Source organism: Micromonospora orduensis (genome assembly GCF_006228125.1).
GTDB lineage: Bacteria > Actinomycetota > Actinomycetes > Mycobacteriales > Micromonosporaceae > Micromonospora > Micromonospora orduensis.
Window position 1 is genome coordinate 1 of record NZ_VDFY01000281.1, and the last position, 11,282, is coordinate 11,282.

Annotated in this window: 11 protein-coding genes; 4 read left to right on the plus strand and 7 right to left on the minus strand. The window is 73.4% G+C overall.

The genetic code is table 11. The features are described 5' to 3' along the window. Positions 1–185 precede the first annotated feature (185 nt). Together FHG89_RS30195 and FHG89_RS30200 are read right to left on the minus strand one after the other, a co-directional pair. The gene (locus FHG89_RS30195; protein WP_139587788.1) at positions 186–1,139 is read right to left on the minus strand and encodes a carbohydrate kinase family protein; all 954 of its coding nucleotides are present in this window, start codon (positions 1,137–1,139) and stop codon (positions 186–188) included. After that, complete coding sequence (locus FHG89_RS30200) at positions 1,136–2,401, minus strand: AGE family epimerase/isomerase (protein WP_139587789.1); 1,266 nt, start codon at positions 2,399–2,401, stop codon at positions 1,136–1,138. The genes FHG89_RS30195 and FHG89_RS30200 overlap by 4 nt, the downstream gene beginning before the upstream one ends. Before the next feature lie 256 nt (positions 2,402–2,657). Between FHG89_RS30200 and FHG89_RS30205 the strand changes: the two genes are divergently transcribed. Then, positions 2,658–3,524, plus strand: a complete 867-nt coding sequence (locus FHG89_RS30205; protein WP_139587790.1) for an aminoglycoside phosphotransferase family protein — start codon at positions 2,658–2,660, stop codon at positions 3,522–3,524. A gap of 4 nt (positions 3,525–3,528) precedes the next feature. Here FHG89_RS30205 and FHG89_RS30210 read toward each other — a convergent pair whose 3' ends face one another. Next, on the minus strand, positions 3,529–4,338 hold the full coding sequence (locus FHG89_RS30210) for an Fpg/Nei family DNA glycosylase (protein ID WP_139587791.1): 810 nt from the start codon (positions 4,336–4,338) through the stop codon (positions 3,529–3,531). A 173-nt stretch (positions 4,339–4,511) separates the two neighbouring features. On the opposite strand from FHG89_RS30210, the gene FHG89_RS30215 reads away from it, so the two are divergent. From FHG89_RS30215 to rocD, 3 genes are all read left to right on the plus strand, one after another. Beyond that, positions 4,512–5,339, plus strand: coding sequence for a DMT family transporter (locus FHG89_RS30215; protein ID WP_244295997.1), 828 nt, complete (start codon positions 4,512–4,514; stop codon positions 5,337–5,339). A 319-nt stretch (positions 5,340–5,658) separates the two neighbouring features. Continuing rightward, positions 5,659–6,474: a dimethylargininase gene (gene ddaH / locus FHG89_RS30220; RefSeq protein WP_208761161.1), complete on the plus strand. Its 816-nt coding sequence runs from the start codon at positions 5,659–5,661 to the stop codon at positions 6,472–6,474. Further along, positions 6,474–7,688, plus strand: a complete 1,215-nt coding sequence (gene rocD / locus FHG89_RS30225; protein WP_208761162.1) for an ornithine--oxo-acid transaminase — start codon at positions 6,474–6,476, stop codon at positions 7,686–7,688. Before ddaH ends, rocD begins: the two co-directional genes overlap by 1 nt. Before the next feature lie 51 nt (positions 7,689–7,739). Here rocD and FHG89_RS30230 read toward each other — a convergent pair whose 3' ends face one another. The 4 genes from FHG89_RS30230 to FHG89_RS30245 all read right to left on the minus strand — a co-directional run. Continuing rightward, positions 7,740–8,894: an FHA domain-containing protein gene (locus FHG89_RS30230; RefSeq protein ID WP_139587794.1), complete on the minus strand. Its 1,155-nt coding sequence runs from the start codon at positions 8,892–8,894 to the stop codon at positions 7,740–7,742. Next, the gene (locus FHG89_RS30235; protein ID WP_139587795.1) at positions 8,891–9,184 is read right to left on the minus strand and encodes a 4a-hydroxytetrahydrobiopterin dehydratase; all 294 of its coding nucleotides are present in this window, start codon (positions 9,182–9,184) and stop codon (positions 8,891–8,893) included. Before FHG89_RS30235 ends, FHG89_RS30230 begins: the two co-directional genes overlap by 4 nt. 48 nt (positions 9,185–9,232) lie before the next feature. After that, positions 9,233–10,282, minus strand: coding sequence for a fatty acid desaturase family protein (locus tag FHG89_RS30240; protein ID WP_139587796.1), 1,050 nt, complete (start codon positions 10,280–10,282; stop codon positions 9,233–9,235). A gap of 126 nt (positions 10,283–10,408) precedes the next feature. Next, a partial coding sequence (locus FHG89_RS30245; RefSeq protein ID WP_425280244.1) for an SCO7613 C-terminal domain-containing membrane protein occupies positions 10,409–11,282 on the minus strand: 874 nt, incomplete at its 5' end.

An 11,282-nucleotide genomic window follows, 5' to 3' on the forward strand; every position in this document is an offset into this window, starting at 1 on the left:
CCTGCTCCCCCGAGGCCTGTCCTGATCCCGCCCCACCCCGCCCGGTGCCGTCACCGCGAGCGTTGAGCAGCGCGTCTTCGCCCCGCAGGCAAGGCAGCCAACCCCTACTCCCCTTTGCTCTGCACCCCGATGTGCGCCGGTCGCGGACCGTAGCCGTCGCATCCGCGGGTGCAGAGCAAAGGGGGTTAGCTTGCGGGAGTGAGGAGGGCCTCCACCTCGGCGCGGCGGGGCGGGTCGGCACCCCGCCGGCCGCAGGTCAGCGCCGCCACCGTCGCCGCCTGCCGGAGCACCTCTGCCCACTGCTGAGCGCTCACCGCGGCCAGCCGCTCGGCCGGGCGGTCACCGAGCGCGTCGAGGTCGGCCAGCGCGGCCAGCAGACCGCCGGTGAACGAGTCACCGGCGCCGACGGTGTCGACCACAGTGGTGCGTACCGCCGGCTGCTCGTGCAGCGAGCCGTCCGGGGCGAGCAGGACGGCACCGTCCCCACCCCGGGTCACCACCGCGCAGGACACTCCGGCCGCGCGCCACTCGGTCATCACGTCGGCGAGCGTCCGGTCCGGGTGGAGCCAGGCCAGGTCCTCGTCGCTGGCCTTGACCAGGTGCGCGAGGCGTACCTGCCGCCGTACCCTCTCCTGCTCGGCCGCCCGGTCCGTGACGATGCTCGGACGCAGGTTGAGGTCGATGGAGACGGTCAGCCCGTCCCGGCGGTGTTCGCTGGCGAGCAGGCCTTCCAGCACCTGCGCGCCGGGGGCCAGCGCGAGCGCGAGCGACCCGGTGTGCAGGGCGATCGCCGGTGATCCGGCCAGCTCGGGCAGCTCGCGCGGCGTCCACTGCCAGTCCGCCGAGCCGGCCAGCCGGAACTCGTAGCTGGCCTGGCCGACGGCGTCCAGGGTGGCCACCGCCACCGAGGTGGGCTCCTCGGCGCGGGCCGCCCACCCCAGGTCGACCCGGTTGGCGCTCAGGTACTCGGTGAGCTGCAGGCCGTACTCGTCGGTGCCGATCCGGGCCAGCAGCCGTACCGACTCGTCGAGCCGGGCCAGGGTGACCGCCACGTTCGCCGGGGAGCCGCCGGGCACCGCCCGCTCCCCCTCGGCAGTGACCACCAGGTCGATCAGCGCCTCCCCCGCTACCACGATCACGCGGCCACCTCGCCCGGGGCGAGCGGGCCGGGGCCGCCGAGACCGTCGGCCGAGCGGGACAGCAGCACGGCCTGGTACGCGTGGTAGACGTCCGGCCGGCCGTGCCAGACGGTGTCGGCGGGCCGGTTCCCCGGGTCCAGTTCGTGCCGCCATCCGGTGCCGTCGACGAGGTGCTGGCAAGCGTACGCCCAGAAGACCCGGTACCAGTCGGCGTAGACCTCGTCGCCGGTACGCCGGTGCAGGGTGGCCGCCGCGCCGACCGCCTCGGCGAGCACCCAGTGCATCCGGGCGCGTACCACCGGCCGGTCGTCCCAGTCGATCGTGTAGACGAACCCGTCGGCGCCGTCGACCGCCCAGCCGCGTCGCACCGAGGCGGCGAACAGTGCACGGGCGTCGTCCAGCAGCCAGCGGGGCGGCTGCGGCAGAACCGCCTCCAGTTCGAGCAGCAGTCGAGCCCATTCGAGCCAGTGGCCGATCGTGGAGCCGTACGGCCGGAACGGGTCGGCGGGCTGGTCCCGGTTGTAGTCGGGCAGCGGCGTCCAGTCGGCGGTGTAGTGCTCGGGCAGCCGCCAGTCGTGCCGGGCGGCTTCGCCGTGCACCAGGTGGTCGGCGATGCGCAGGGCCCGGTCGGTCCAGCTCGCGTCGCCGGTGGCGGCGGCAGCGGCGAGGAACGCCTCGACCATGTGCATGCTGCTGTTGGCGCCGCGGTAGTCCTCGGTGACCGTCCAGTCCCGGTTCCACGACTCACGGACCGAGCCGGTGTCGGCGTCCCAGAACCGGTCCCGCACCACTGCCTGCGCGTCGGCGAGCAACCGGTCCGCGCCGGGTCGGCCGGCGCGCGCGGCGCTGGATGCGGCGAGCAGGACGAACGCGTGGTCGTAGCCGGCCTTGCGGTCGTCGACGGGTACGCCCTGCTGGTCCACGGCGCTGAACCAGCCGCCGTACCGCTCGTCGCGCAGCAGTGTGGTGAGCGCGGCGATCCCGTGGTCGACGAGGGCGGCGGCGTCCGGGTCGCCGTTGCGGTGGGCGAGGGCGGCCACGTGGGTCATCCGGCAGGTGATCCAGGTGAAGACCGGTTCGCCGCGGTCCGGGGTGCGGTCGTCGGTCAGCCACCAGAAGCCGCCCTCGGGCCGCACCGAGCGGCGGGCCGTGTCGAGCAGGGTCCGGGTCTGGTCGGCGAGGAACTCGTCCAGATCGGGCAGGGCGGGTGACCCGGCGGGAGCGGGGGTCGTGTCGGCGTTGGGTCGGGGCACGTCGGTCATCTCAGCTGGTCACCGTCGGGTAGGAAAGGGACATACGGCCAGGTTCGGCGGCGGATCACGTCCGCGCCGGGACATTGTCAACGGAAAGGCGCATCCGGGCTGGCCCGCCCGGTGCTAATTCACGCTTTATGTCCGTTGACATCGTTGTCACTGATCAACCCTGCTCCGGTGGCGGGCTGACTGTCAACTCCGCTCGCGTCACACCGGGCCGCTCCCGCGCGCCCCACCAACGCGGCGGATGCCCCAGGATGGCCGGATGGATCTACCCAAGGGGCTCGACTGGGTACTTCGGTCACCGGCCGGCCGGGACTGGCTGGCCGTCCTCCCGAGGTGGCTGGCGGAGTGCGCCGAGCAGTGGTCGCTGCGGCTCGGGCCACCGTTCGAGCAGGCGTACGCCTCCCTCGCTCTGCCCGCCGAGCCGCCGGACGGCACGGCGGCGGTGCTGAAGCTCCAGTACCCGGACGACGACAGCCGGTACGAGGCCGACGCGCTGGCCCTCTGGGACGGCGACGGGGCGATCCGCCTGCTCGCGCGCGACAGGGAACGCCGCGCCCTGCTGGTGGAACGCTGCCAACCCGGCACCGCCCTGCACGAGCTGCCGATGGACCGGGCGTTGGACGCGGTGACCGGGCTGCTGCCCCGGCTCTGGCGACCGGCCGGCGCGCCGTTCACCCCGTTGGCCGAGGAGGCCGCCGGCTGGATCGACCGGATGCCCCGCACCTGGGAGCGGGCCGGCCGGCCGTACGAACGGCGGCTGCTCGACGCGGCGCTCGACCTGCTCACCGGCCTGGCGCCCAGCCAGGGCGACCAGGTGCTTGTCAATCAGGACCTGCACGCCGGCAACGTGCTCGCCGCCGACCGCGAACCGTGGCTGGCGATCGACCCGAAGCCGCTGACCGGCGAACGTGAGTTCTCGGTCGTGCCGATGGTGCGCGGTCCGGAGCTGGGCCACTCGCCGGCCGCCGTCCGGCACCGGCTCGACCGGCTGAGCGCCGACCTGGGGCTGGGCCGGGAGCGGGTACGCGGTTGGACGATCGGGCAGACGCTCGCCTGGAGCATCGACGGCGACGTCGTGTTCCCGCACCAGATCGAGGTGGTCCGCTGGCTGCTCGACGGGGACTGACAGCTCAGCCGCCCTGGCAGGTACGGCACCAGTAGAGGTTGCGGCCGGCCAGCTCGCCACGGCTGATCTCGGTGCCGCAGACGTGGCAGGGCGCTCCGGGACGGCGGTAGACGTACACCTCGCCGCCGTGCCGGTCCACGCGGGCCGGGCGGCCCATCGCCTCGGGCAGGTGCGCGTCGCGCACGGTGTCGATCCGACCGTGCTCGGCCGCGAGCCGCATCAGCCCGACGAGGTCGACCCAGAGCGCGTCCCACCCGTCGCGGGTCAGCAGCCGGCCGGGCATCGTCGGCGGCAGCCCGGCCCGGAACAGCGCCTCGGTCACGAAGATCAGACCGGTGCCGGCCACCACCGACTGGTCCAGCAGCAGCGCGGCGAGGGGCGTCGGGCTACGGGAGATCCGGGCGTACGCCCGCCGCGGGTCGGCGTCGGCGCGCAGCGGGTCCGGCCCGAGGCGGTCCCGCAGCGCGACCACCTCGGGTGGGGTGAGCAGCTCGCACGCCGTCGGTCCGCGCAGGTCCAGCCAGGTGCGGTCGCTGGCGAGCCGGAGCCGGATCTGGCCGACCGGGTCCGGCGGCTCGCCCGACCCGTCGGTGAACTTGCCGTACAGCCCGAGGTGCACGTGCAGGGTCAGGTCGGCGGCGTAGTGGTGCAGGAGGTGCTTGCCGTACGCCTCGGTGCCCTCCAGGACGCTTCCGGAGAGCCGGGCGGCGCCCTCGGCGAAGCGGCCCTGCGGGCTGGTGGCGTGCACCTTGTCCCCGGCGAACAGCTCGGCGTGCCGGGCCGCCAGGCGGTGGATCGTGTGTCCCTCTGGCACGGGTGCCAAGGATAGTCAGCAGCGCCCGGCCCGCCCCCGCGCCTGTCCGGGGTGGACGCGACAGCCGTACCCGGAATTGGTGTCAGGAAACACCCAGGTGGGTACTTCGAGGCGGTACCGCGTGGATGCCACCCTCTCCGTCGGGCCACCACGCATTCATCAGGAGGTGTGTAGTGGTCAGGATTCCTTCGCTGTCCCGCCGGTCCGAGCCGGCACCGACGCGGGACGAGAACCTCGACGGCCGCGTGGACGGCCCCGACACCCCGGTCACCGACCGGAACGACACGACGCTGACCGGGGGCCGGACGGACGACGAGACCGCGGGCCGCCCGGTGGTGACCGACCGGGACGCCGACCAGACGACGTACCGCAGCACCACGGCGACCGGCGACCAGGCCAGCGAGGCCGAGCGACAGGCCGCCGAGCGCGCGGCCGTGGCACGGGCCGCCACCGCCCGACCGGCGGACGGCGACGCCCGGGCGGTCGCCACCCCGACCCCGACGCGTGACCGCACCGCCGATCGGGACGTCGACCTCGACCGGGACCGGGTCACCCCGACCGACACGACGGACCGCGCCACCCGGCCCACCGACACGGCGGACCGGGTCACCCCCGAACGCCCGGTCGACCCGACCCCGGACCGGACCACGCCGGAGCCGCCGGTGACGCGCGGCCCGAAGCCGCGGGCCAGCCTGCTCGCCACCCTCGGCCTGATCGTCGCGGTCGCCGGCGCGCTGTTCGTGCTGACCGGCACCCTGGCCGGGTACGGCATCGGGCTCGGCGCGTTCGGCGCGGTGCTCTCGGTGCTCGGCCTGATGGCGACCCGCCGCCGGCACGTCGCCGGTAAGACCGATGCGTTGTTCGGTGTGCTGATCGGTCTGGCCGCGGTGGTGCTCGGTGTGCTGGCGATGACCGGCCAGTTCGACTGGCCGACCACCGACGGCGACTGGGTGCAGCGCTTCCGGGAGTGGCTTGACTCACAGTTTGTCGATCGTTTCTAGCGGGCACTGTTCCGCTCGCCGGTGATGAGCCGGCGAAACGCCGGCGGTTCGCCGGCAGCCCGAACAACCCGGTGGTTCACCGGCCGGGCGACACCCTTTCAGGGGCGGCGGTTCGCCGCCCCTGAAGTGTTTCCGGGGTACGGCACGCGCGAACACAACGAATCGCTCCCGGCGGTCGCTCAGACGCAACGAATGTTCGGTCTGCGCAACTCTCGGTGGTGGATCCTGCCGCTGAGGCCGCATAACGTTGAGCAACGGCGCCAGCCCGTGGGCCACGGTGGCCGGGCGCGCCCGACCCCTGGGAGCAGGACTAATGACGATGGACGCCACCAGCCAGCGCCTGTTGATGTGCCGGCCGACGTACTTCGCCGTCGACTACGCCATCAACCCCTGGATGGACCCGAGCGCGCCGGTCGACGCCGCGCTGGCCGTCCGGCAGTGGGAGCAGCTGCGCCAGACGTACCGCGACCTGGGCCACACCGTCGAGGAGATCACTCCGGTGCCCGGCCTGCCCGACATGGTCTTCGCCGCCAACGGCGGCACCGTGATCGACGGCAAGGCGATGGCCGTGCAGTTCCGCGACCCGCAGCGCGCCGACGAGGCGCCCGCCTACCGGGCCTGGTTCGAGGCCGCCGGCTTCGAGATGTACGACCCGAAGCACGTCAACGAAGGTGAGGGCGACGTCCTGCTGGCCGGTGACCACCTGCTGGCCGGCACCGGCTTCCGCACCGCGCACGCCTCGCACGCCCAGCTGCAGGAGGTCTTCGGCTACCCGGTGATCACCATGCAGCTCGTCGACCCGCGCTTCTACCACCTGGACACCGCGCTGACCGTCCTCGACGAGCAGACCGTGGCGTACCTGCCGGAGGCGTTCTCCCCCGGCAGCCAGGCCGTGCTGCGTCGGCTCTTCCCCGACGCCGTGCACGCCACCATGGCCGACGCCGAGGTGCTGGGCCTCAACGCGGTGAGCGACGGCCGGCACGTGGTGCTGCCCGAGCAGGCCACCGACCTCGCCGCCAAGCTGCGCGACCGGGGCTACGAAACCATCGGTGTCGACCTGTCCGAACTGCGTAAGGCCGGCGGCGGACCGAAGTGCTGCACGCTGCGACTCCGTCAGGGAAAGGCAAGCAAGTGATCGTGGATGACATCCTGCGTACGCCGGGAGCGGTCCGGGACGCCGAACGCTGGACGGCGCACAACTACCACCCCCTGCCGGTGGTGATCTCGTCCGCCGAGGGCGCGTGGCTCACCGACGTGGACGGCAAGCGCTACCTGGACTGCCTGGCCGGCTACTCGGCGCTGAACTTCGGCCACCGGCACCCGCAGCTGATCGCCGCCGCGCACGCCCAACTGGACCGGCTGACGCTGACCAGCCGGGCGTTCATCCACGACCAGTTCGCCGACTTCTGCCGGGAACTGGCCGAGCTGTGCGGCAAGGACCTCGTGCTGCCGATGAACACCGGCGCCGAGGCCGTGGAGACCGGGATCAAGGTGGCCCGCAAGTGGGGCTACCAGGTCAAGGGCGTGCCCGCCGGGCAGGCCAACATCGTGGTCGCCGAGGGCAACTTCCACGGCCGGACCACGACCATCGTGAGCTTCTCCACGGACGAGGACGCCCGCGCCGACTTCGGGCCGTACACCCCCGGCTTCACTGTCGTGCCGTACGGCGACCTCGACGCGCTGACCGCCGCGATCGACGAGAACACCGTGGCCGTGCTGCTGGAGCCGATCCAGGGCGAGCAGGGCGTGGTGGTGCCGCCGGAGGGCTACCTGCCGGGCGTACGCCAGGTCTGCACCGACCGGAACGTGCTGTTCATCGCCGACGAGATCCAGTCCGGTCTGGGGCGTACCGGCGCGACCTTCGCCTGTGACCACGAGGGCGTCGTGCCCGACATGTACCTGCTGGGCAAGGCCCTCGGCGGCGGCATCGTGCCGGTCTCCGCGGTGGCCGCGAACGCCGACGTGCTCGGCGTGCTCAAGCCCGGCCAGCACGGCTCCACCTTCGGCGGAAACCCCCTCGCGTGCGCGGTGGCGATCGAGGTGGTCCGGCTGCTGGCCACCGGCGAGTTCCAGCGCCGCTCGGCCGAGCTGGGCGAGCGCCTGCGCGCCGGCCTGGAAGGATTGGTCGGCAAGGGCCTCGTCGCCGTACGCGTCCGTGGCCTCTGGGCCGGTCTGGACATCGACCCGGCGCTGATGAGCGGCCGGGAGGCGTGCGAGCGGCTCGCCGCGCGCGGCGTGCTCGCCAAGGACACCCACGGCTCCACCATCCGCCTCGCCCCTCCGCTGGTCATCACCGAGGAGGAGATCGACCTGGCGGTGGCCCAGCTCGCCGAGGTGCTGGCCGGCTGACCCGGAACGTGCGAAGAAGGCGGGCGTCGGCGTCGACGCCCGCCTTTCGCGTCAGGGACGGGGCAGGCGCATGGCCATCGTCGGGGCTTCGGCCATCACCGAGGTGGGCGTGAACGGTGCGCCGGTCGGCAACTCCTCCGCACGGCCGATCTGCACACCCGGGTACAGCTCCACCATGTCGTTCTCGCCCAACACCCGGGACTGCTGCGGCGCCAGGGGGATCCGGTCCGCCTCGGCCATCGAACCGGCCGGCCGGATGCCCGAGCCGTTGGTGCTCACGTCGGTCACGATGACCTCGCCGACCCGCAGCTCGAAGCGGACGTGACCCCGACTGATCCACCGCCGGGCCTCGTCGTTGAGCCACTGCCCGAGCATGATCCCGCCGTCCTGCTCGGGCGCCCGGCCGGCCACCACCGGCTGCTCCTCGCTCAACACGAACCGCCGCCGGACCAGACCGCCGACGCGCACCGCCAGCACCTCCGTACGCGGCCGGGGGCCGCCGTCACCGAGACGTACGCCGTGCCGGGGGCAGGTCGGTACGCCGTTGCGCAGCGCGGGCGGTGGCTGCCCGGCCGGGCTGCGGTCCGCTCCTCCGGCGAGGTCGGCGAAGGCACCGCCCCCACCGCCACCGCCGAACAGCGCGCAACCCGACTCCGGGCAACGCCACTGCCGGGCCAGCAGCTTCACACCGGTCGGCGAACGCTTGCCGGCGACCGGGGCGTGCCCGCCACCGACATGCGCGATGAACGCCGGCCCACCCGCGCCGGGCACCGGAGCGACCACCCGACCGGCCTGCTCGACCAGCCACGGGAACCGCCCGCGCAGCCCGTCGAAACGGACCCGGCTGAGCACCGGCAACCCGAGCAGGTCGGCCACCTCCAACATCCGGTCACCCGGATTGTCGAGGACCTCGACGAGCCCGTCGTCGGCCCAACGGCGAACCACCATCCGCTCGTTCGACGTCAGGTCCGCGTCGGAGAGCAACGCCCGGTGCACGACCGCGTACACCTGGACGCTGTCCTCCTCCAGCTCGCGGGAGAGCGCGTCGATGACCATGCCGAGCCGCAGCAGGCTGGCCGGTCGGCCGCCGTCGATGTCCTGGTAGCGGATCACCTCGGCCAGGTCGAGGACCGCCCGGGCCAGCGACGGGTCCGTGCAGACCCGACCCTCGATGGCGTCCAGAACCTTGCTGATCTCGAATCTCATGCCGCACTCCGGACGATGTCGTCGATCCGCCGGGCCAGCTCGATGTCGCGGTGGGTGACCCCGCCGGCCGAGTGCGTGACACAGCGGAAGGTCAGGGTCCGCCATCGGATGTCGATGTCGGGATGGTGGTCGAGCTCCTCGGCCACCGCCGCCACCCGGTCCACCACCGCGATGGCGTCCGGGAAACTGCCGAGCTGGACGGTACGGCCGATGCCGGTCGGGTCACCCGACCAGTCGGACAACCCGCCCAGCTCTTCTCGCACCGCGTCCGCGGTGAGCAGGTCTGCCATGACCAGACCCTACCGGTGGCGCGTCCGACGAGCCGGACGCGCCACCGTTCAGCCGCGCAGCGGCCGGCCCACCTCGTGCAGGTGACCGAGCGCCTGCCGGTACGACTCGACCAGCCCGGTCTCCGCGTACGAGATGCCCTGCTCGACGCAGTAGGCGCGGACGATGGGCTGCGCCCGGCGCAGGTTGGCCCGGGGCATGTTCGGGAACAGGTGGTGCTCGATCTGGTAGTTGAGCCCGCCCAGCGCGGCGTCCACCAGCCGGCTGCCCCGCACGTTGCGGGAGGTCAGCACCTGCTTACGCAGGAAGTCCAGCTCGTCCTCGGCGGTCGGCATCGGCATGCCCTTGTGGTTCGGCGCGAACGCGCAGCCCATGTAGAGACCCCACAGCGCCTGGTGCACGACGGCGAAGAGCAGCGCCTTGACCGGCGACATGACCGCCAGCAGCAGAACCACGTAGCCGACGGTGTGCGCGACGAGCAGCGCCGCCTCGACCGCCCGGTGCCGCATCGGGGTCGTGTACCGGCCGTTCTCCCGGCCGACGATCGCCCGGATGCTCGCCACGTGCAGGTTCAGACCCTCCAGCAGCAGCATCGGGAAGAAGAAGTACGCCTGCCGCTTGGCCAGCCAGCGGTTGACGCCACTGGTCTCCATCGCCTGCTCGGGCGTCCACACCAGGGCGCCCGCGCCGACGTCCGGGTCCTCGTCCTCGTGGTTCGGGTTGGCGTGGTGCCGGTTGTGCTTGTCGACCCACCAGCCGTAGCTGATCCCCACCGCCACGTTGCCGGCGAGCAATCCCACCAGTTCGCTGGGACCGCGCCGCCGGAACATCTGGCGGTGCCCGGCGTCGTGCCCGAGGAAGGCGACCTGTGTGGTGGCCACCGCCATCAGAGCCGCGAGCGGCAGCTGCCACCAGGAGTCGCCGAGCAGGAACACGCCGACCCAACCGGCCACGAAAGCACCGAGGGTGAGCACGATGCGGGTGACGTACCAGCCGGGGCGCCGCTCGAGCAGACCCGCCTGGCTGATCCGTCGGGACAACTGTGCGTAGTCACTTCCTCGCCGTCGTACCGGCGGTTCCGCCACCGCTCCGAGCGCCATCGCTGCTCCCGTTCCGCTTGGGCCCGTACCGGGTGGCCGGGCTCACCACAGAGCCTGGCCGAATTGGTCGCGCAGAGTAACCCTGGCACCCCCCGGATCGGGGGTAGGGCGGGCCCTACCCCCGACTCAGCCGAGCCTGGTCACGGCGGCCCGCAGACGGGCCAGGTCGCGGCGGCGCCGCTCGTAGGTGGCGGCCAGTCCGACCAGCGCCAGCCCACCGACGGCCAGGTAGATCCACCGGGGCAGCAGGTCCCACCCGCGGGCCAGCTCATGCAGCGCGAGCAGGGCCAGCACGCCGCCGCCGAGCACGACGGGCGCCTGCCAGCGGCGGGCCGCGCCGGCCAGCACCACGCCCAGCGCGGCCGCGCCGAGCAGCAGTCGCCGCCACGGCTGCGGTTCCGGCCCGGCCAGCACCGACGCCAGGCTCGGCAAGAGCACCGCGACGAGCCCCGGGCCGAGGGCCGGCCAGCTGGTCAGCCCCGGCCTGGTCCGCAACGCCAGCAGGCCCGCGCCGAGGGCCAGCGCCGCGGCCGGCAGGGTGTACGCCTCCAGCACCGTCACCCCGCCGGCGGCCAGCAGCACCCAGGCCCCGAGCAGTTCGCTGCCGGCGGCGATGCCCGCTAACGCCCACCGGCGTCCGGCCGGCTCACCCCGGCGCAGCAGCCGCAGCGCCACGGCGACCCCCCAGAGCACGCAGACGGTCGCGAGGTGACGCGCCACCTCGACGGTGAGCACGGCCGCCACCAGCGCCACCGCCTGCGCGGCGGCGTCCAGCACCCGCCCGACCGGGGCCTGCGCCGCAGGCCTCCGGCTGGCCGCGGCCGTTCGCGCCGGGCTGGTCGCGGCGGCGAGAGCCAGGACCAACGCGGCCACCGCCAGCAGGGGGTACGCCGCCGCGCGCAGCGGCTGCCCACCGGCGAGCGGCGCCGTCACCGCCAGCGCGCACGCCGCACCCACCGCGGCGAGGCACCCCGCGACCCGCACCTCGACCGCCCGCGCC

Bases quoted from the DNA above. Each gene is read 5' to 3' on its own strand.
- FHG89_RS30235 (WP_139587795.1), bottom strand. From the start codon at position 9,184: ATGGCAGACCTGCTCACCGCGGACGCGGTGCGAGAAGAGCTGGGCGGG.
- FHG89_RS30230 (WP_139587794.1), bottom strand. From the start codon at position 8,894: ATGAGATTCGAGATCAGCAAGGTTCTGGACGCCATCGAGGGTCGGGTC.
- FHG89_RS30240 (WP_139587796.1), bottom strand. From the start codon at position 10,282: ATGGCGCTCGGAGCGGTGGCGGAACCGCCGGTACGACGGCGAGGAAGT.
- FHG89_RS30205 (WP_139587790.1), top strand. From the start codon at position 2,658: ATGGATCTACCCAAGGGGCTCGACTGGGTACTTCGGTCACCGGCCGGC.
- FHG89_RS30200 (WP_139587789.1), bottom strand. From the start codon at position 2,401: ATGACCGACGTGCCCCGACCCAACGCCGACACGACCCCCGCTCCCGCC.
- ddaH (WP_208761161.1), top strand. From the start codon at position 5,659: ATGGACGCCACCAGCCAGCGCCTGTTGATGTGCCGGCCGACGTACTTC.